Annotated in this window: 19 protein-coding genes and 1 pseudogene; 5 read left to right on the plus strand and 15 right to left on the minus strand. The window is 63.0% G+C overall.

Annotated features, from left to right (window positions below; genetic code table 11):
- Positions 1 to 168: 168 nt before the first annotated feature.
- A complete protein-coding gene (locus WDS16_RS24495) occupies positions 169 to 1,119 on the plus strand; it encodes a hypothetical protein (protein WP_338888447.1) in 951 nt (316 codons plus the stop codon).
- Between the two features lie 46 nt (positions 1,120 to 1,165).
- Positions 1,166 to 2,093: pseudogene (locus WDS16_RS24500) on the plus strand (IS5 family transposase).
- Positions 2,094 to 2,271: 178 nt separating this feature from the next.
- On the opposite strand, the gene WDS16_RS24505 reads toward WDS16_RS24500, so the two are convergent.
- The 3 genes from WDS16_RS24505 to WDS16_RS24515 all read right to left on the minus strand — a co-directional run bounded on the left by WDS16_RS24505 (position 2,272) and on the right by WDS16_RS24515 (position 5,972).
- Entirely contained in the window at positions 2,272 to 4,107 is a 1,836-nt protein-coding gene (locus WDS16_RS24505) for an acyl-CoA dehydrogenase (protein WP_338888449.1), read from the minus strand.
- Between the two features lie 80 nt (positions 4,108 to 4,187).
- Entirely contained in the window at positions 4,188 to 4,811 is a 624-nt protein-coding gene (locus tag WDS16_RS24510; protein ID WP_338888451.1) for a class I SAM-dependent methyltransferase, read from the minus strand.
- 39 nt (positions 4,812 to 4,850) lie between these two features.
- Positions 4,851 to 5,972 (minus strand): DUF4185 domain-containing protein, encoded by a 1,122-nt coding sequence (locus WDS16_RS24515; protein ID WP_422395713.1) that lies wholly within the window; start codon positions 5,970 to 5,972, stop codon positions 4,851 to 4,853.
- Between the two features lie 133 nt (positions 5,973 to 6,105).
- Here WDS16_RS24515 and WDS16_RS24520 point away from each other — a divergent pair, with 133 nt between their 5' ends.
- Entirely contained in the window at positions 6,106 to 6,540 is a 435-nt protein-coding gene (locus WDS16_RS24520; RefSeq protein ID WP_338888454.1) for a MarR family transcriptional regulator, read from the plus strand.
- A 3-nt stretch (positions 6,541 to 6,543) separates the two neighbouring features.
- Here WDS16_RS24520 and WDS16_RS24525 read toward each other — a convergent pair whose 3' ends face one another.
- The 7 genes from WDS16_RS24525 to WDS16_RS24555 all read right to left on the minus strand — a co-directional run bounded on the left by WDS16_RS24525 (position 6,544) and on the right by WDS16_RS24555 (position 10,724).
- The gene (locus tag WDS16_RS24525; protein WP_338888455.1) at positions 6,544 to 6,705 is read right to left on the minus strand and encodes a hypothetical protein; all 162 of its coding nucleotides are present in this window, start codon (positions 6,703 to 6,705) and stop codon (positions 6,544 to 6,546) included.
- A gap of 46 nt (positions 6,706 to 6,751) precedes the next feature.
- Positions 6,752 to 7,093 carry a DUF4180 domain-containing protein gene (locus tag WDS16_RS24530; protein ID WP_338888457.1) on the minus strand — a complete coding sequence of 114 codons (342 nt, stop codon included), beginning with the start codon at positions 7,091 to 7,093 and terminating at the stop codon, positions 6,752 to 6,754.
- Complete coding sequence (locus WDS16_RS24535) at positions 7,090 to 7,506, minus strand: helix-turn-helix domain-containing protein (RefSeq protein WP_338888458.1); 417 nt, start codon at positions 7,504 to 7,506, stop codon at positions 7,090 to 7,092. Before WDS16_RS24535 ends, WDS16_RS24530 begins: the two co-directional genes overlap by 4 nt.
- A gap of 63 nt (positions 7,507 to 7,569) precedes the next feature.
- Positions 7,570 to 8,244: a TIGR04282 family arsenosugar biosynthesis glycosyltransferase gene (locus WDS16_RS24540; RefSeq protein ID WP_338888460.1), complete on the minus strand. Its 675-nt coding sequence runs from the start codon at positions 8,242 to 8,244 to the stop codon at positions 7,570 to 7,572.
- The gene (locus WDS16_RS24545; protein ID WP_338888463.1) at positions 8,241 to 8,879 is read right to left on the minus strand and encodes a glycosyltransferase family 2 protein; all 639 of its coding nucleotides are present in this window, start codon (positions 8,877 to 8,879) and stop codon (positions 8,241 to 8,243) included. Before WDS16_RS24545 ends, WDS16_RS24540 begins: the two co-directional genes overlap by 4 nt.
- Entirely contained in the window at positions 8,872 to 9,921 is a 1,050-nt protein-coding gene (locus WDS16_RS24550; protein WP_338888466.1) for an NAD-dependent epimerase/dehydratase family protein, read from the minus strand. Before WDS16_RS24550 ends, WDS16_RS24545 begins: the two co-directional genes overlap by 8 nt.
- The gene (locus WDS16_RS24555; RefSeq protein WP_338888467.1) at positions 9,918 to 10,724 is read right to left on the minus strand and encodes an S-methyl-5'-thioadenosine phosphorylase; all 807 of its coding nucleotides are present in this window, start codon (positions 10,722 to 10,724) and stop codon (positions 9,918 to 9,920) included. Before WDS16_RS24555 ends, WDS16_RS24550 begins: the two co-directional genes overlap by 4 nt.
- 16 nt (positions 10,725 to 10,740) lie before the next feature.
- Here WDS16_RS24555 and WDS16_RS24560 point away from each other — a divergent pair, with 16 nt between their 5' ends.
- Complete coding sequence (locus tag WDS16_RS24560) at positions 10,741 to 12,102, plus strand: hypothetical protein (RefSeq protein ID WP_338888469.1); 1,362 nt, start codon at positions 10,741 to 10,743, stop codon at positions 12,100 to 12,102.
- Between the two features lie 18 nt (positions 12,103 to 12,120).
- Here WDS16_RS24560 and WDS16_RS24565 read toward each other — a convergent pair whose 3' ends face one another.
- The 4 genes from WDS16_RS24565 to WDS16_RS24580 are packed head-to-tail and all read right to left on the minus strand — an operon-like array spanning position 12,121 to position 15,226.
- The gene (locus WDS16_RS24565) at positions 12,121 to 12,783 is read right to left on the minus strand and encodes a class I SAM-dependent methyltransferase (RefSeq protein WP_338888471.1); all 663 of its coding nucleotides are present in this window, start codon (positions 12,781 to 12,783) and stop codon (positions 12,121 to 12,123) included.
- The gene (locus WDS16_RS24570) at positions 12,780 to 13,238 is read right to left on the minus strand and encodes a hypothetical protein (protein ID WP_338893606.1); all 459 of its coding nucleotides are present in this window, start codon (positions 13,236 to 13,238) and stop codon (positions 12,780 to 12,782) included. Before WDS16_RS24570 ends, WDS16_RS24565 begins: the two co-directional genes overlap by 4 nt.
- Before the next feature lie 8 nt (positions 13,239 to 13,246).
- Positions 13,247 to 14,500 (minus strand): molybdopterin-dependent oxidoreductase, encoded by a 1,254-nt coding sequence (locus WDS16_RS24575; RefSeq protein ID WP_338888472.1) that lies wholly within the window; start codon positions 14,498 to 14,500, stop codon positions 13,247 to 13,249.
- A gap of 36 nt (positions 14,501 to 14,536) precedes the next feature.
- Complete coding sequence (locus WDS16_RS24580) at positions 14,537 to 15,226, minus strand: hypothetical protein (protein ID WP_338888474.1); 690 nt, start codon at positions 15,224 to 15,226, stop codon at positions 14,537 to 14,539.
- A gap of 528 nt (positions 15,227 to 15,754) precedes the next feature.
- Between WDS16_RS24580 and WDS16_RS24585 the strand changes: the two genes are divergently transcribed.
- Positions 15,755 to 16,579: a sulfurtransferase gene (locus WDS16_RS24585; protein ID WP_338888476.1), complete on the plus strand. Its 825-nt coding sequence runs from the start codon at positions 15,755 to 15,757 to the stop codon at positions 16,577 to 16,579.
- Positions 16,580 to 16,586: 7 nt separating this feature from the next.
- Here the strand turns inward: WDS16_RS24585 and WDS16_RS24590 are convergent, their stop codons facing one another.
- Positions 16,587 to 18,149: a GMC family oxidoreductase gene (locus WDS16_RS24590; RefSeq protein ID WP_338888477.1), complete on the minus strand. Its 1,563-nt coding sequence runs from the start codon at positions 18,147 to 18,149 to the stop codon at positions 16,587 to 16,589.
- Positions 18,150 to 18,151 lie beyond the last annotated feature (2 nt).

The raw sequence follows: 18,151 nt of genomic DNA on the forward strand, positions 1-18,151 counted from the left end.
ACGCGCAGCTGTTAGCTAGCAATTTGGGCAGCACCTGACAATTGCGCGAGCGTCTATTCCGCGCACACGGTGGTACGGGTGTACTGAAAAGTATCCACACCCCCTGGATTCATCCACAGATCCTGGATCAGTGCACTTCTCGACGGTCGAAACGCCCAGGCTGTGCTCATGGACCTTCCGAAGTTGCACCGTCGTCGTGAGGCCTTGTCGCTCGGTGTGGTCGACCATGAGATTCGCGCACGGTACCGCCGAGGAGAGTGGCAGCGTCTGGGCAACGGTGTGTATGTCGATGCGGCCGAATCCGCTGCACTCGATGTCGAGGCGAGACACCTACTGAGGGCGAACGCGATCATGCCCTCACTTTCGGATGATGCAGTGTTGAGCCATGAATCGGCCGCGGTGGTGCATGGTCTGCCATTGTTCGGTGTCGAACTGGGGCCAGTCCACGTTACGCACAATCGTCGCGGCGGCGGACGAGTCAACGAATCCGTCGTGACGCATTGCTTTCCCTTGGACGACGTCGTGATCATCGACGGTCTTCGAGTTACATCACTCGCGCGGACCGTCGTGGATATTGCTCGGACTCGATCGTTGGACAGTGCTGTGGTGCTAGGAGACCGCGCAATGCGGATGGGGGTTTCGCGCGAGGAACTCGTCGAGGAGTTGGCGTGTGCGCGACGTCGGCAAGGTGTAGCAAAGGCTCGGCGCGCAGTCGAGCGGCTGGATGCGCGGAGTGAGAGCGTGGGCGAATCCCTGAGTCGAATTCGTCTGTGGCAAAACGGTTTCGATGACGTCGAATTGCAGGTGGAAGTACGCGACGCACACGGGAAGCTGCTCGGGCGCACCGACTTCCTCGTGGCGTCGACGGTCGTGTGCGAGTCCGATGGCAAAGTCAAGTACGGCAAGTACCTGCGACCTGGCGAGGAGCCTGGTGATGCCGTGTTCAAGGAGAAGAAGCGTGAAGATGCGATACGCGACTGTGGATACCCGGTAGTCCGGTGGACGTGGGCTGACCTGTGGTCTTTCGAGCAGGTAGCCGAACGAATTCGCGGAGCGTGCGCACGCGCCGAGCGGTCGCCGAGGCCCACCGGCACGGTCAAACCGGCGATTCGGCGCTAGAGCGTGTCTCCCAAATTTGAGAGGTGCTGTCAGCGATGATATTTCGATGACGCGCGTGGGAGTGATCAGTGACGAGTTCTGGGAGATCGTCGAGCCAGTGATACCCACCGACGTGGGAAAACGTGGGCGGCGGTTCGCCGAGCACCGGCGAATTCTGGAGGGCATCGCATACCGATTCCGTACCGGGTGTCCGTGGCGAGATCTGCCGGAGGACTTCGGTCCGTGGCAGACGGTGTGGAAACGCCACCACCGATGGTCCTTCGATGGCACCTACGACGAGATGCTTGCCGCGGTGGCCGAGGTGTTCGGTCTCGACCCGGAAGAACTCGACGGCGATATCGGGGCGGTGCTCTCGATCGACTCGACCAGCGTCCGGGCGCATCAGCATGCGGCCGGTGCGCGAGCCGACACTCTCACAGGGGGCCTTGTCGAATTACAAGAAATCCGTCGACGAACCCGCTGACCACGCGTTGGGTCGATCTCGCGGAGGATTCACCACGAAGATCCATGCACTGACCGACCTGACGTGCTCGCCGGTGACGATGCTGCTGACCGGTGGGCAAGCCGGGGACAATCCACAGTTGGTGCCGTTGCTCGATGCCCACCGAGCTGCCGGTGGGGACCAGGACTACCGATTGCTCGCCGACAAGGCGTACACCCATCCCAGTACCCGCACCGAACTGCGTCGCCGCAAGATCAAACACACCATTCCCGAGCGCAGCGACCAGAAGCAGCGACGGGCCGACAAGGGGTCCGCCGGTGGTCGTCCACCGGGTTTCGATCCGACGATGTACAAGCACCGCAACACCGTCGAGCGTGGCTTCGGGCGGCTCAAACAGTGGCGTGGTGTGGCCACTCGATATGACAAGTACGCCATGACATTCCTCGGGGGCGTTGTCCTGTGCGCGGCAGTTCTGCACTCCCGCAACCACAACCACCGCCCGGCGATGAAAACGAAAACGGACCCAATTTAAGAGACACGCTCTAGACGCGCGCGGATTTGCTAGACGCGCAGCTGTTAGCTAGCAATTCGGGCAGCACCTGACAATTCCGCGAGCGTCTATCCCGCACAAACGACCCCGCACACAAACGACAGTGGCCGCAACCAAGCAGGTTGCGGCCACTGTCAGTGCGGAATCCGTCAGTGCGGAATCAGAATGCAGCTTCGTCGAGCTCCATGACGTCGAGGTCGATGTTGGTGAGGATGCCGCGGGTTGCGGTCAGCTCCGGCAGAACGTTCTTGGAGAAGAACGATGCGACGGCGACCTTGCCCTCGTAGAACGACTTGTCCTTGCCCTCTGCGCCGTTGTCGAGTGCCGTGATGGCGATCTCGGCCTGACGAAGAAGCAGCCAACCGATGAGCAGATCACCGAATGCCATGAGGAAACGCACCGATGCGAGTCCGACCTTGTAGAGCTCGGTCGGCTGCTCCTGTGCACCCATGAGCTGCTGGGTCATCGTGGTGACGATGGCCTGTACGTCCTCGAGTGCGGTGGCGAGCAGAGCGCGCTCGGCCTTGAGTCGGCCGTTGCCTGCTTCACTGTCGATGAACGACTTGATCTGTCCGGCGACATGAGCGAGCGCGACGCCGCGGTCACGGGCGATCTTGCGGAAGAAGAAGTCCTGCGCCTGGATGGCCGTCGTGCCCTCGTACAGCGAGTCGATCTTCGAGTCGCGGATGTACTGCTCGATCGGGTAGTCCTGAAGGAATCCGGACCCGCCGAGCGTCTGCAGCGACTCGGCCAGCTGCCGGTAGGCGATCTCCGAGCCGACGCCCTTGACGATCGGAAGCAGCAGGTCGTTGACGCGGTAGGCGATGTCCTCGTCGGCGTCGGAGACCTGCTTTGCGGTGATCGGATCCTGGTGCGCGGCGGTGTAGAGGTACACCGCGCGCAGGCCCTCGGCGTACGCCTTCTGCGTCATGAGGCTGCGTCGCACGTCGGGGTGATGGGTGATGGTGACGCGCGGCGCGGTCTTGTCGGTCATCTGCGTCAGGTCGGCGCCCTGGACGCGCTCCTTGGCGTACTCGAGCGCGTTGAGGTAGCCGGTGGACAGTGTGGCGATTGCCTTGGTGCCGACCATCATTCGTGCATGCTCGATGACGTCGAACATCTGGGCGATGCCCTTGTGGACCTCGCCGACGAGCCAGCCCTGCGCGGGGATTCCGTGGCCACCGAAGGTGAGCTCACAAGTGGTCGAGGCCTTGAGGCCCATCTTGTGCTCGACGCCGGTGACGAAGACGCCGTTGCGTTCGCCGAGTTCGCCCTTGTCGAAGTCGAAGTGAGTGTTGGGGACATAGAACAGGCTCAGGCCTTTGGTGCCCGGTCCGGCGCCCTCGGGGCGAGCCAGGACGAGGTGCATCGTGTTCTCGAACAGGTCGTCGGACACGGCCGAGGTGATGAAGCGCTTGACGCCCTCGATGTGCCAGGAACCGTCGTCCTGCTTTATCGCCTTGGTGCGGCCGGCGCCGACATCGGATCCGGCGTCGGGCTCGGTGAGCACCATGGTGGCTGCCCACCTGCGCTCGACGATGACCTTGGCCCATTCCTTCTGCTCATCGGTGCCATTGTGGAACAGCACGTTGGCGAAGCCGGGACCTGCGGAGTACATGAATGCCGCTGGGTTGGCACCGAGCAGCAGCTCGTTGAGGGCCCACCCGAGCGTGCGGGGTGCTGGGATTCCGCCGACCTCCTCGTCCAGACCGACGCGCCACCACTCACCGTCGTACAGCGCCTTGAACGACTTCTTGAAGGCGTCCGGCAGCGTGACGGTGTGTGTTTCGGGGTCGAACACGGGAGGATTGCGGTCCGATTCGGCGAACGACTCTGCGAGGGGACCCTCCGCCAGGCGTACGACCTCGCGCAGCATGTCGCGGGCCGCCTCGCCGTCGAGGTCGCCGAAATTTTCGCCCGCGAGGGACTGGTCGAGTCCGAACAGTTCGAACAGATTGAACTCGAGATCCCGAAGGTTGCTCTTGTAATGGCCCATTGCGCGTTCGCTCTCCAGTCGGTGGTGCGGTCTCGTGAGTACCGCCCAAGTTAGCTACTCGTCGGTAACATAGAGGGATATTACCCCCGTTCGGCTCCGCTGCCAAGGCTGGACCTACTTGCCAGTAGTAATGCGTCGATCGCGGCGCCGTCGGGTGTGGCTCGTATCCGCTTTTCGCACCTGAGAATCGCGGCGTGGCCTCCCACGTCTGATGCCAATTGCTCTGGTGTGTACAGGATTTCGGGATCCTGAGGTCCGCCGATCCCGTCGGCGATATTCGACGAGTGGTGACCGAGAATCATGAGGATTCCATCAGGTTTCAGTCCACCGATTGCGTTGTGGATCACTGTGCGACGTTGCGCGTGGGGCAGATGTAGATAGAGCATGAGCACTAAGTCATATTCGGGCTCAGGTAGGGCGGTGGTCACATCTGCTTGGACCCAGGTGAGGCGGTTCTGAACGGACTTCGGGGACTTCGACGCGATTCGATGGCCCTTGGTGAGTCCGACGGCAGAGAAGTCGACGGCTGTTACTTCCCAGCCACGGGTGGCCAGCCACAACGCATTTCGTCCTTCGCCCGAGGCCAGATCCAGCGCCCTTCCTCGCGGGAGCGCCGTTGCGAACTCGACGAGAGTCTGATTGGGCGGAGCGCCGTACACGAGATCTGCGGCGGAGTATTTGGCGTCCCAGGCCGAGGCATCCATGGAGAAAGAGTAGGCGGTCGTTCGGGTCGACCCAGGAAACTACAGTGTGGTTCGGAGTAGCACGACGTTGTAGCTGCGGTGCACGGTGGCAAGGAAGTACAGGTCGGAGCCCGTGGACCACGGGTGAATGAACGGCGCGTACGCGCTCGGCAGTTCACGTGTGTCGACGAGAACCTCCGGCGGACTCCACGGACCGACCGGGGTGGGTGACCGCCGCATGACGATGGAGTCGAAGGGGTCGGTGGTGAGCATCAGGTACTGCCCGAGGTGCTGGTTGTAGGCAACGGACAGCTCGCCGACGCCACCGACGATGGGAGCGGCAGCCGCGGGGTCGTTCTTCTTCCACTCATGCCCGTTCCAGTATTCGTACGCGCCGAGATCGAGTATGTCTTTCTCTGGAACGCGGGCGACGTGGCCGAGGTTGCCGCGTCCGGGCGGCGTTCCGTACTGGTAGACGAACCCGCCGTCCTTCAGAAATGCGGTCTGCTGGAAGTTCCGATTCCCGCCTTCGCTCGGTCGCTGGGTCTCCGGTACGGGCGTCCAGCTCTCGCCGTTGTCGCCCGAGACCGCAAGTCCTGAATAGTTGGTCTCCCACCGGCCGGGTGTGCCCCAGTTGTTGACCGACATCAGGCTCATGAACTGATTCGGTCCCACTGCGACGCCCGCGGTGGGGATTCGGCTGATCTCGACGAACGGGATCTTCGCGCTCGGAACTACTTCCTTGGATTGGCCGATCGGATCCTTGACGATGCTGTCGAACGTCATCCCGTCGGCGAGATTGCCATCGTGGCTGCGGACGATGGAGTTGCTGCGCCATGACCAGAGACTGCCCTGCAGAAGGTTCGGCACGCCGAGTCCGGCGGTGTCACCGAAGGCTGTCAGAACCTCACCGTTCCCGTTGTCCCACATGATGCCGAGATCGGTGCCGAGCATGTTGAAGTTCTGCGTCTCGTTGGTGCTCGACATGCCGGTCGTCTGGGCGACGGCGACCGTACGTCCACTCAGCTGGGGAACCCCGAAGGTCCCGTTGAGTACGGGGATTGGGTTGATTGCATTGGGATTGGCAACGGCCGGGCCGGCGACGACCAGAGACGACACCAGCACGGTGATGAATGTCGTCGTCGAACGCTTCACAAAGCCTCCCAGGCAAAATTCGGTCATGCGGTCTTGAATCGCCGGAATTGTAGCCCACGAGATTGTTTTGGACAGCAATATCGGGGAGGAAGATCGGCTGGACTGCTAGGTCCGCACGTCGGGAAGAAGTGTCGATGGTGTGGCAGGCTAGCCTGTTCGAATGAGCTTGGAATCGGACACGCACCTGGCCAGAGACCTTTCCGTCTCGGCGTTGCGACTGAATCGAAGGCTTCGGTTGCGTCACACCAGTGACAGAATTCCCGTCGGGCAGCTGTCCATCCTGACGACCGTTTTTCGGGAAGGGCCGATGACGACGCGCGAGCTGGCGTCCCGTGAGCGCATCAAGCCACCGTCGGTGTCACGCTCATCGCATGCGCTGGTGGAAATGGGCTTGCTCGAGCGAGTTCCTCATCCCACCGATCGGCGGCAAGTGTTGCTGACCCTCACCCAGGCAGGCCGCCGAATTGCCAGCGACGATGTCGCGGAACGCGAGAGAGTGCTCGCCGAGCAACTGGAATCGCTCACCGACAGTCAACGGGGAGCGTTGGCCAAGGCGTCGGACATCTTGATTCGAATGGTAGAGCGAGTCGAGTAAGGCCTAACGATCGTGTGGGACGGACTCTTCGATGTCGTCGGTGTCCCAATTCAGCGCCGAGCCTAGTTCTTCGCTGTCGGCACGCCGAGAGACACGGCCCAGCACGATAGCAACGAGCATTGCCACCGCCAGCCATATCGCTACGCCAATCAATACCCCGGTCACACGTCGTTTGTAGCACTCTGTCCTGTGAAAAAGCTGCGAAAAGCGGCTATTGGATTGTTGCAATACGGTCGTGGAGAGATAACCGATCGGGAACGAACCAGACGTGAGACCCCCGATTGGACTCGGCAACGAATGCGCGAAGGGACTCGCTGATGTTGGTGAACGGGCTGATGTCGCCCTCGATTACGAGTCGAATCCGGTAGTTCACCAGCTTTTGCAGAAATTCTCCTGCGATCCGCGTGCTGAGATCGAAAAAGTCCGGATGCAATCGTGCGAGGGGAACTACGACGACGGAGGCGTCCATCCCGTATGCGTCGCCGACGAGATCGAGCGCGTCGGATTCGGACGCCAGCAGCGGCCCCGTGGGGTCGAGGTAGTGGATCTTCATCGGCTGCCCTCGACGAAGGTGTCGATCAGGCGGAGAATTTCCGAGGTATCGCCTCCGCCGCCGATGACGACGACCTTCAATGTGGCTGCACTCTCGTCGTATCCGGTGTCGATCTTCAGTCGTCGGTCGCTGGGTCCGCGGCCGGTTGCCGATGTGGACAGAAAGAGAGCGAGTCGCGATGCGGTCTGTTCGTCGATGTTCTCGACATCGACGATGGCGGTGACGTCTACCCGGATCGCTGCGGTCGGGGCTTCACCGCCGGTGAGTGCGGCCAGACCGTCGGGGGTGATGCGGTACTGCTTTCCGATCCGCACCGCCGGTAATCGGCCGTCCTGGATGTAGTTGCGTACCGTCCGGACGTGTAACCCAAGGAGCTCGGCGACCTGTTCGGCGGTGTAGTAATCACTCCCCATAGTTCCTCAAACTACCGTATCGGCTCCGCCTCAGTGGCACGATTAAGTGCACTGGAGTGCGCTCTACCGTGCCACTGGGGCGGAGCCCCCGATCGCCCGCAGCACCGCATCCCGGAAATGACTGCCCGCCGCGCACTCGGCCGCGACGGGGTGCAGGTCGCTCTCGTGGTCGACGTCGCGCAGGACCGGGAGCGGTTCGATCTGTGCACCGAGCGACCGCAACGCGTCCAGCGTGCGCGCCCCGGTGTCCGGCTTCGACATGGGGACGCCGAGCAACGCCCGGGCTAGGACCGGATCGGGTAGTCCGAGTGCCCACCACCCGCCGTCCTCGGCCATACCGAGAACCGTGCGACCTTTCGCGGTGAGGAGCTCGGCCGAAAATTCCAGTAGCGCTGGGCGTATCTGCGGGGTATCCATGCCGATCTGGAACACCGGATTGCCCGCGGCGTCTTCGTGCGCACGTAGCAACCGTTCGGCGAAACTCTCCCCGCGCTGCTCCACCACCGTGTACGACGCCAATGCCGCTTCCAGTTCTTCCCGACGACTCGCGTTGGCGAGATCGCCTGTCATCGCGACGATTCGGGTGTCGAAACCGGTTGCGGACACGGCGTCGAGGGTGTCCAGTAAGGCGGCCGCTGCGATGTCGGCGGCCGCGTCGTCACCGAGGGTTGCCGCGAGCCGTGTCTTGGCGAGTCCTGCGACGGGTGCCTTCGCGACGACTAGTGCAGTGACCTTCACTTCAATACCTTCCAGAAGTCCCGTACCGCAACGACAGTCCCTCCGACCGAACCGGACACCTTGGATACCCCCGCGGTGCGGGGGCTGTACGACACATCGAGTTCGGTGACGGTCCAGCCGGCCTTCGATGCGAGGACGAGGAGTTGCAGTGGGTAGCCAGAGCGTCGATCGCTGACGTTCAAGTCGAGAAGGGCTTGTCTACGCACCGCGCGAACGGCGCCCAGATCATGGACCGGCAGCGAATACTTGGTCCGGAGTCGCATGGACAGAACAGCATTCCCCAGTCTTGCATGGAGGGGAGAGTTGCCGCCTCTGCGTCGTCCGACTGCGAGGTCGGCGTCATCGAGGGCAGCCACAAGAAGCGGCAAGTCCTGCGGATCCATCGATCCGTCGCCGTCGAGAACGCACACGACCTCGGATTCGGCAGCGACGACGCCCGCGTGGACAGCGGAGCCATAGCCTGGGACGGGTTCACGGATCACTGTGGCGCCGAGGCTCTCCGCGACGTTCGCCGTATCGTCTGTGGAGTTGTTGTCCACGACGAGTGCGCGATAACCGTCGGGAATTCGCGCGAGAACTCCCGGCAGCGAACCCGCCTCGTTCATGCACGGGATGATCACGGTCACGTCAGACACGTGGGGGGCCTGCACCCTCGGCGTCGCGCAGCGGAGCCGTCGCGAACTCGCGAAGACCGTCGTCGGGCGAGATCGACGCGCTGAAGCCGATTGTCTCGCGGGCCAGTTCGGGACTTGCCACGATATGCCGAACATCGCCTGATCGGTACTTCCCGGTGATCTCCGGAGCGGGTCCCCCGCAGGCGTCGGATAGTGCTTGTGCGACCTCACCGATCGTGATCGGCTGTCCCGAGGACACATTCAATGCTGTGAAACCGGGGAGATCGGCTGAGATCGACAACACGTTCGCGGCGGCGATATCGGATACGTGGACGAAATCTCGTGCCTGCTTGCCATCCTCGTAGACCTGGGGAGGTTGCCCGGCCTCGAGTGAGGACCGGAACATCGCCGCGACGCCCGAGTACGGGGTGTTGCGCGGCATGTGGGGACCGTACACGTTGTGGTAACGCAGTGCGGTCACGGAACCGCCTGTCGCCAGCGACCACGCCAACGCGTAGTTCTCCTGCGCCAATTTACTCGCGGCATACGTGCTGCGTGGACGCAGCGCCGAATCCTCGTTCACGAGAGTCCAATCCAACACCTCGCCGGTTTCTGGGTCGGTGTTGTCGAACTGTCCTGCATCGAGCCTGGTTCGGGGGCCCGGCGTCACGATGCGTCCGGATGGGTTGCGGTACCTACCTTCGCCGTAGACCACCATCGACGATGCCAGAACCAGCCGCCTGCAGCCGGCTTCGGCCATAGCGGCCAACAGGACGGCGGTACCGAAATCGTTGTGGCTCGCGTAGGCCGGAGCGTCCGCGGCGTCGACGCCTGCACCGACCACTGCTGCCTGGTGGCACACGACATCGGTGCTCACGAGCAACGTGACGAGGGCGTCGTGGTCTCGAACGTCCACGCGGTCGATACCGTCGAGCCGATTCTCGGTCCCGTGGGCGGAGGCCAGCATCGCGTCGATGGCAACGACGTCGAATGTCGGCGCCAGGGCAGTCAGGATATGGCTGCCGATGAAACCGGCTGCACCGGTGAGAAGTACACGAGTCATGGCAGCTCGATCGGTAGTTCGACGCCGTTGTGGACGCGGCACGACTCGCACGGTCCCATGAGGGCGGACCCGATCGCACCTCGAACCAGAGCTTTCAGTGGTTCGATGTTCTTCTGGAACTCTGCGAAGACATCCACCGCTCGAACACCCTGCCCTGCTTCGATTCCCGCGTCGAGATCGGTGACGAGTGCGATCGGGGTGTAGCAGAGTTCGAGTTCGCGCGCCAGTACCGCTTCGGGGTGTCCGGTCATGTTCACCAGCGTCCACCCCTGCCTGGCGAACCATTGGCTCTCCGCACGAGTGGAGAAGCGTGGTCCTTCGACGACCACCATCGTCCCGCCGTCGACGACTCCGTCCTGCAGGGCGGCATCGCGAAGGTCACCGCAGTACGGATCTGCGAACTCGACGTGGACGCCGCCCTTGTCGAAGTATGTCTGCACGCGTCCGGCCGTTCGGTCCACGAGTTGATCCGGTACGACGACGGTTCCCGGACCGAATTCGGGGACAAGGCTTCCGACGGCGCATGGCGCGAACACGCGTTGAACACCGATCGTCCGCAGGGCCCACATGTTCGCCCGGTACGGGAGAGTGTGCGGTGCGTGCTCGTGCGCGACGCCGTGGCGTGGCAGGAACGCAACAGGCCGGCCGGCGACGTCACCGACGGTGATCGGGCCGCTCGTCGGTCCGTAGGGAGTATCGATCCGAATGCTCTCGGCATCGTCGCCGAAGAACGAGTAGAAGCCGCTTCCGCCGATCACGGCGATGTCCGCTCGATGATGCCCCGGCGTGAGTGCTGTTGTCATGATGTCATTCTCTTCTATGCTGGGCTCGAGAGTAGGTTGCACTAGGGAAAAGGTGAACGCTATCCGCTATTGGAGAGAGTCTCTCGCCGCAACAGTGGCTCTCGTGCTTGTGGCGGTCGCGTTCGTCGTGCCGTACCTGGGTAACGAACTTGTCACTCCGATCATCAACAGAACCCCGCAGCAGGTACGTGATTTCGCGGACGCCGCACCTCTTTTCGGGTTTCGTGAGTTCCACTACGGCTGGGGGACGCCGTTCGCGATCCTGATCGGCGTGACCGGTGTCCTGTGGGGTCCGGATCTTGCGCGCAGATTGCCGTGGCGCCGACTCCTTGCCCTGGTATGGGCTGCGTCGGGCGCCTGGACGATGTCGCTGGCGATGATCGACGGATGGCGACGGGGTTTCACCACGCGGCTTGCGTCCACGGACGAGTACCTGCACGAGGTGCCCGGTGTCACCGACATCCCGGCGACGTTGCGCGGCTTTTCCGAACGGATTCTCGACTACCAGGCCGACTCGTGGACGACGCACGTCTCCGGTCATCCGCCAGGGGCGTTGTTGACGTTCGTGTGGCTCGATCGGCTCGGGTTGAGTGGAGGCGCGTGGGCTGCGGCTTTGTGCGTGGTCGTCGGTACGAGCGCCGCCGCCGCAGTCATCGTCACGGTTCGTGCGCTCGGGGACGAGACGATGGCTCGTCGAGTAGCGCCCTTCGCAGTGTTGGCGCCCGCGGCCATCTGGGTGGCTGTGTCCGCGGACGCGTTCTACATGGGTGTGGTGGCGTGGGGCATCGCACTTCTCGCCATTTCCACCCGGACGCACCGGTGGCCTGCATCGTTCGCAGCGGGTGTGCTGCTCGGGTTCGGGATCTATCTCAACTACGGGGTCGTGTTGATGGGACTGCCCGCAATCGCGGTGCTGATCGCAGCGCGTACGGCGTGGCCGCTCATCGGTGCCGTGGCAGGCGCGCTGGTGGTCACAGTCATCTTCACCGCGTACGGGTTCTGGTGGTTCGACGGCTACGAGCTGGTCCAGGAGCGCTACTACCAGGGCATCGCCCTGGATCGTCCGTTCGAGTACTGGGGATGGGCGAACATCGCCGCGTTGTTCTGCGCCGTTGGAGTGGCGGTACCGGCGGCGTTCCCACGCATCTTCACCAGGGCGGCGCCGATCAACTTGTTGGTCATCGGCGCAATCGCAGCGGTGGTGATGGCAGATCTGAGCCAACTGAGCAAGGCCGAGACCGAACGCATCTGGCTCCCGTTTGCGATGTGGATGCTGCTCGCTCCGGCCGTTCTGCCGCAGCGAACGCACAAGTTCTGGCTGTCGCTGCAGGTGCTCGCTGCACTCGCGATCAATCATCTCTTGTTCACGAACTGGTGACTGGAGTACATGCACGACTTACCTACTCGCGGGGGCAGAGCGTAACCGCGCAAAGTACCGACCGTGAATCGCCGCGATGTCGACAACGGAAAGTCCTGCCGCCTGTGCCAGTCCGGATGTCGCATCCACGCTGACCCGTGCCCAGGCGAACCAGTCGCCGACCGTCGTGTCGGTCTCCCAACGCACAGTCTGGGTGAGGACCCGATCGTCGCCAGGTGCATCGACCTCGGCGATAACCGAGCCTCCCGGCCGAATCAGCTCAGCGGCCCTGCGTAGCAATCGAACCGGATCGCCCCCGATGCCGATGTTGCCGTCGGCCAGCAGCACACTGTCCCATTCGCCTACGTTCGGCAAGGGCTCGAACAGATCTCGCAATACCGCTCGACCCCCGCGGTTGACGGTGAGATCGACGGCCTTGCGGGAGGTGTCGACGCCCAAGGCCGAGATACCGCGTCGTGCAAGCCCTTCGGTGAGTCGACCCGGACCGCAGCCCAAATCGAGGGTAGGCCCCGTGCATCGATCGATCATCGAGAAGTCGGCGATTCGATCCTCGACGGTCGACGCTTCGCCGCCCATCCATCGTGCGATCGGAAGCGACTCCCGTGAGCCGTCGGCATGGCCCATCCAACATGGGAGGCCGGATGAGGCCCGACGAAATAGCTCGTCAGCCGTAACGGTCATGTGTCTCTCCTGAAGGATGCAAGGCGGATGGCGTAGGCGACGGCACTGACTCCGAACAGCGTCGCGGACAACAACAGCCAGCGACCGAGGTACGGCTCCTGAGTCAAACCGGTTGCGGCTCGGTAGGTGTGCGATCCCTGCTGCACTATCCCGGGAAAGAACATCGCGAAGGTCAGCGCAGTCCCGAGTGCCGGAATACGAACGTAGTTCAGTGGCGATACGCGCATGCGGTGCGTTCGGCCGAGCCCGAATCGAAGTGATCGATCGGCAATCGCATAGAGCGGGAACAGCACCAGATCATGTGCAATCACGGCTCCGGCAAACCATACAGCGATCGATTGCCACCAGACGTCCTTGTTCCAGAACGTCTGAATGCCTGCCACGTACACCACATATCCCACGAGCGCGAAGGCGAAAGCCAAGGTGAGTAGGTGAAGCGGACTCGCCCCGTACATCCGCCTGATCACGATGACCTGAACTCGATGGCCGCGACCCACTTGGTGTTGTGCACACCCGGCATGGCCGGGACGATGATGCGGGCTGGATATCCGTGGTCGAGCGACAGGTCGGCACCGTTGACACGAAGCGCCAGCAGGGAATCCGGGTGAAGAACCTGATTGGACTGAAGGACCGCCTGGCGGAACGGCCCGTTCTCTTCGATCGAGGAGACCAGCGCCGAATCGAGGTCCCCGATGCCCGCTGCCCTGGCCAGGTCCCGAAGGGGCACACCCGTCCACGTCTGTACCGTCGACCATCCCTCCACGCAAGCGATCGGGAGTTCGGCGGTATGTTGCTCCATGAGGAGCAGTGCGGCGCGGTCGAATGTCACTGTGGTATCGCCGTTGAGGAGTTCGAGCGTCCAGTCCGCGCCGGTGCTGACGTCGTCGATGCCGGCGGCGACGGCTGTCCGGTTGATCTGGAAGTCGTTCGGACCGTCACCGTAGGAACGTCCACGGGGCAAGAGTATCGCGGCGTGTCTGAGGACGCCGCCGGTGGTCTGTCCTGCTGTAAGAACGGCGAGGAATACCGCGCCACCACCGACGAGTGCCAACGCGCCGCGTCGACTGATCGTGGGTTCGGCGGGGTCGACGGCGATGAGATCGGAATCTCCGACCTCCTGCTCGGTCTGCTTGTCTTGCAGCACTTGTATCAGTGAACGTCCACGCAGGGTGCGAATCATCAACGGAGCCTTCAAGGCCACATGGCTGACGAATCCGGCGATGAAGACCCATGCTCCCCAATAGTGGGCGGTATAGAAGCTGAATCCAAAGAGATAGTCGTACTGGATGTTCAGTACGCCGGTGACGATCTCGAACAGGATCCCACCGACGAGTGCGATCAGTGAAAGGCGTTCCAGTGCATCGGCTATCGATTGGATCGGCGGTGTGACGAACAGCCTGGGAATGACCGACCACAGCTTGGCCAAGACGATCGGAAAGAGAACCAGCCCGAGTCCGACGTGCAGTCCTTGGGTCAGTCGGTAGAGCCACGCTGGATCGGTGGGCCAGTCGAACTGAGGAAGCCGTAGCCACCCGACATCTGCAGGCATTGCCTGACCGAACTGCGGCCCGTACGCGATGTAGGACAACAGCCCCGTGACGATGACTATCGGCAATCCAGCGAGCAGGACAGCTCCGAAGACCGAGGTGAGCCACGGGCCTCTCAGGGGACTGCGGAAGCGGAGCTGACCACGCGCCCGAGCGCGCGAGGCCTCCATACGCGGTGACCTCGCGCGCTCGGGTTCTGCGGACATTTAGGCAGTGGCGACAGTGATGGTCGCAACGCCCACGAGCAGGCCGGGGGTGACAGCGTCTGTCTGGAACGTGTCGTTCAGCAGGCCGGCTGCGGTCTCCGAGATCTTGACCTGGGTTCCCTGGAGGATGGCCGTGTTGTCGGGGCCGGTTGCCAACGGGTTCAGAGTGCGGCCGTCGAGGTCGAAGATGACAGCATCTTCGGCTGCAACCTCGCCGTTGACCGACACGGTGCCGGTGAGCAGCGACGTGCCCGGGTCGATGTCGAAGTCGGTGAGCTCGACGACGGTCTCGCCTGCGGTGAGCGACAATCCGCTTCCGTCGTGCATGATTTCACCCTGGACGTAGGGATCGACTGTGCCGGGCTCCCAGTACTTGACGTTGCCGCCGGTGATCGGGAAGCTGATGGAACCGTCTGCGAGAGTGGCGGTTCCGATGACGCCCGGCGTGAGGCCGAGGGTCGTCAGTGCGCCGGTGAAGCCGGGGTCCAGAGCGACCGCAGTGCTGACGCCGTTGCTGAGGTCATCGACCTCGGCAGCAGGCTCAGGCATTGCTTCGGTGGTCTCCATCGCTGCCGAGCTGGTGCTGCTCTCGGTCGTGGTGGAGGAGTCGTCGCTCGAGCATGCAGCAAGGGGCACGAGCGTCATTGCGCCAACTGCAGTGGCGGCCATGACTTTACGGATCGAGATCATGTCGGATCTACCTTTCGTTGCTCATCTCTTGAGCGTTGATGGTGATTCGCCGCCGGTGTCGATCCGGATTGGTTCCGGTCCGAAGCGGGTTCGTGGCTGCGAATCGTTTCGGCGTGGAAAAGGAGCGGTCGGCCGCGGGTGGCGTTCCGTTCCACGAAAACCGTGCGTCAAATCGCGTTGGTAGACATAGGCTCTCACCTTTTTGTCCAGTTCGGTGACCAGAATGTCCGTTTTCAACACTCGTAGTAGGCCCGTGTCCGTTCCGTGATCGAGTTGAGTCTCGTCCGTTACCTCGGGCGCCTTCTGCGGCTCTAGCCGGGCGTTCGGTTTGGTTCCCGGGGCCCCTTGGAGTGACCGAATGAGTCGTTCGCTCCCATCCGGAGACCGAATCAGACATTCGGTCACTCTGAGTGACTCAAACAGACATTCGGTCACTCTGAGTGACTCAAACAGACATTCGGTCACTACGCTGGGCCCGCGGCCCCACCCACGGCGGAGGCCGATTCGACCTTCGAAGGAGCATGCCCGATGAGTGTCATCCGAGACGTCGACGATGTGAAGTCCGCGCTGGGCAGCCTGGTCCCACCCGTGGTTCTGGACGTCCGCTGGGCCCTCGGCGACTCTGCCGGACATCGGCACTACCTCGACGCTCATATCCCCGGTGCCGTGTTCGTCGACCTCGATACCGAACTGGCCGGGCACGGCGCACCCGAACTCGGTCGCCACCCGTTGCCGTCGATCGAGGACCTGCAGTTGTCGGCGCGCAGGTGGGGAATCAGTGTCGGTGTGCCCGTCGTGGTCTACGACAACACGGGCAATCTGGCGGCCTCGCGGGCATGGTGGTTGTTGAAGTGGGCAGGCGTCGAACAGGTATCACTTCTCGATGGCGGCCTGGCGGCGTGGATCGCGGCCGGGCACGACACCGCCTCGGGGGAGGAAAGCGCCGCCTGGGTCGGTGATATCGAGCTCAGTGCGGGCCACCTTCCGGTCTTGACCGCCGATGGGGCCGCAGCTCTGGCGGAGTCCGGAACGCTGCTCGACGCCCGGGCGGCCGAACGCTACCGCGGCGAGACCGAGCCGGTCGACCCGAAAGCAGGCCACATCCCGGGTGCAATCAGTGCTCCGACAGCTGCGAACGTCGATGCGGACGGCAGATTTCTCCCGGCCGATGCGCTGCGCCGCAGATTCGGCGACGTGGGCGCGGTCGGCGTCTACTGCGGATCGGGTGTGACGGCTGCCCATCAAGTTGCGGCGCTTGCCATTGCGGGTATCGACGCCGCGCTGTTCCCCGGTTCGTGGTCACAGTGGTCCAATGATCCGGCCCGTCCCGTGGCGACGGGACCGACCCCCTGATGTATCTCTAGCCGAGAATCAGGTCCGCCGCCTTCTCTCCGATGACGACGCTCGGCGCGTGGGTGTGCCAGCGAATGATCGAGGGCATGATCGATGCATCCGCCACCCTCAACTTGTCGACACCCCGAACCCGCAGGTCAGGGCTGACGACGCTCGCCGGATCGTTGCCCATTCGGCAGGTGCTCACGGGGTGGTAGAGCGTGTGGGCGTTCTGCTCGAGTGCTTCGGACAGCAGGTCCCCGGCGTCCTTGGGACGAACTATGGTGCCCAGCAGATCTTTCAACGCAGGCTGAGACGCTATCTCGGTACACACTCGCAGCCCCTCCAGCATCGCCTGCCGATCCGCACCGTCCGGATCGCTGAGGTAGCGCGGGTCGATGATCGGCTTCGCGAGCGGATCGGCCGATCGAAGTGTGATCTCGCCGCGGCTTTCCGGTCGCAGCAGAACCGAGCCGATGACAGCGGCATGGGCGTCGGGTGCGATGAGGCCTTCGTCGAAGAACGGTGCTGGTGCGTAGATGAGTTCGATGTCGGGAAGTGCCAGGTCCTCGCGACTCTTGATGAACCCGTATGCCTCGGCGACGTTCGAGGTCAGCATTCCGCGCCGTCGAGCCAGGTAGTTGACCAACTCTGGAATCTTCTCTGCGAAGAAGAGTGAATCGTTCTCGACGCTCCAGCCGATCAATGCCGCCAGGTGATCCGTCAGGTTCTGTCCGACCTGGGGCGAATGATGGCGCACGGCGATCCCGTGTGACTCGAGCTGCGCTTTGTCTCCGATCCCGGACAACATCAGCAGCTGTGGGGTGTTGACGGCACCACCGGCGAGGACCACTTCACGTGCGGCCCGGACGGTGTGCGACTGGCCATTGGAGATGTATTCCACGCCAACGGCTGCGGACCCCTCGAACACGACTTTCGACGCGTGGGCCTCGGTGAGTACGGTGAGATTGGCTCGCTTCCGAATCGGCGCAAGGTATGCGTCGGCAGTACTCCAGCGCGCGCCACGCTTCTGGTTGACCATGGTCTGCGAGAAGCCCTTGGGCTCAGGCAAGTTGGCGGGCTCGACGGGGTAGCCGGCCTGCCGAACGGCGTCGAGGAACGAGCTTGTGAGCGCCCGAGGGCTGCGCTGATTCGACACGATCAGCGGTCCACTTCGGCCGGCATCGAGAGCTGTCGTGCCCTCGATGTTCTCGATCTTGCGGAAATACGGCACGATGTTCTCGAAGGACCACGACGAGTCGCTGAGCGTCGCCCACTCGTCGTAATCGGCGGCGAAGCCGCGAACCCACATCATCGCGTTCATCGACGAGGAACCGCCGAGCATCTTGCCGCGTGGCCAGAAGATGCTGCGTCCCTTCAGTTCCGGCTGTGGCTCCGAGTCGTAGTTCCAATCTACGTCGCTTCGGTACAGCTTGGAGAACGCTGCGGGTATGTGAGCGAATTTGTTCTTGTCCTCGGGGCCCGCTTCGAGCAGTACGACGGTATTGCGTGGGTCGGCGCTGAGGCGATTGGCCAACACCGCTCCCGAAGACCCTGCTCCGACTACGACGTAATCGACGATCGATGGCAACG

Origin of the sequence: Rhodococcus sovatensis, from assembly GCF_037327425.1 — a bacterium.
Lineage (GTDB): Bacteria > Actinomycetota > Actinomycetes > Mycobacteriales > Mycobacteriaceae > Rhodococcoides > Rhodococcoides sovatense.

What these genes read in the sequence shown, in the direction of transcription:
- WDS16_RS24495 (WP_338888447.1), top strand. Translation starts at nt 169, where the DNA reads ATGGACCTTCCGAAGTTGCACCGTCGTCGTGAGGCCTTGTCGCTCGGT.
- WDS16_RS24555 (WP_338888467.1), bottom strand. Translation starts at nt 10,724, where the DNA reads ATGACAACAGCACTCACGCCGGGGCATCATCGAGCGGACATCGCCGTG.
- WDS16_RS24585 (WP_338888476.1), top strand. Translation starts at nt 15,755, where the DNA reads ATGAGTGTCATCCGAGACGTCGACGATGTGAAGTCCGCGCTGGGCAGC.
- WDS16_RS24560 (WP_338888469.1), top strand. Translation starts at nt 10,741, where the DNA reads ATGCTGGGCTCGAGAGTAGGTTGCACTAGGGAAAAGGTGAACGCTATC.
- WDS16_RS24570 (WP_338893606.1), bottom strand. Translation starts at nt 13,238, where the DNA reads ATGTACGGGGCGAGTCCGCTTCACCTACTCACCTTGGCTTTCGCCTTC.
- WDS16_RS24530 (WP_338888457.1), bottom strand. Translation starts at nt 7,093, where the DNA reads ATGAAGATCCACTACCTCGACCCCACGGGGCCGCTGCTGGCGTCCGAA.
- WDS16_RS24550 (WP_338888466.1), bottom strand. Translation starts at nt 9,921, where the DNA reads ATGACTCGTGTACTTCTCACCGGTGCAGCCGGTTTCATCGGCAGCCAT.
- WDS16_RS24580 (WP_338888474.1), bottom strand. Translation starts at nt 15,226, where the DNA reads ATGATCTCGATCCGTAAAGTCATGGCCGCCACTGCAGTTGGCGCAATG.
- WDS16_RS24520 (WP_338888454.1), top strand. Translation starts at nt 6,106, where the DNA reads ATGAGCTTGGAATCGGACACGCACCTGGCCAGAGACCTTTCCGTCTCG.
- WDS16_RS24575 (WP_338888472.1), bottom strand. Translation starts at nt 14,500, where the DNA reads ATGGAGGCCTCGCGCGCTCGGGCGCGTGGTCAGCTCCGCTTCCGCAGT.
- WDS16_RS24510 (WP_338888451.1), bottom strand. Translation starts at nt 4,811, where the DNA reads ATGGATGCCTCGGCCTGGGACGCCAAATACTCCGCCGCAGATCTCGTG.
- WDS16_RS24535 (WP_338888458.1), bottom strand. Translation starts at nt 7,506, where the DNA reads ATGGGGAGTGATTACTACACCGCCGAACAGGTCGCCGAGCTCCTTGGG.
- WDS16_RS24515 (WP_422395713.1), bottom strand. Translation starts at nt 5,972, where the DNA reads ATGACCGAATTTTGCCTGGGAGGCTTTGTGAAGCGTTCGACGACGACA.
- WDS16_RS24565 (WP_338888471.1), bottom strand. Translation starts at nt 12,783, where the DNA reads ATGACCGTTACGGCTGACGAGCTATTTCGTCGGGCCTCATCCGGCCTC.
- WDS16_RS24505 (WP_338888449.1), bottom strand. Translation starts at nt 4,107, where the DNA reads ATGGGCCATTACAAGAGCAACCTTCGGGATCTCGAGTTCAATCTGTTC.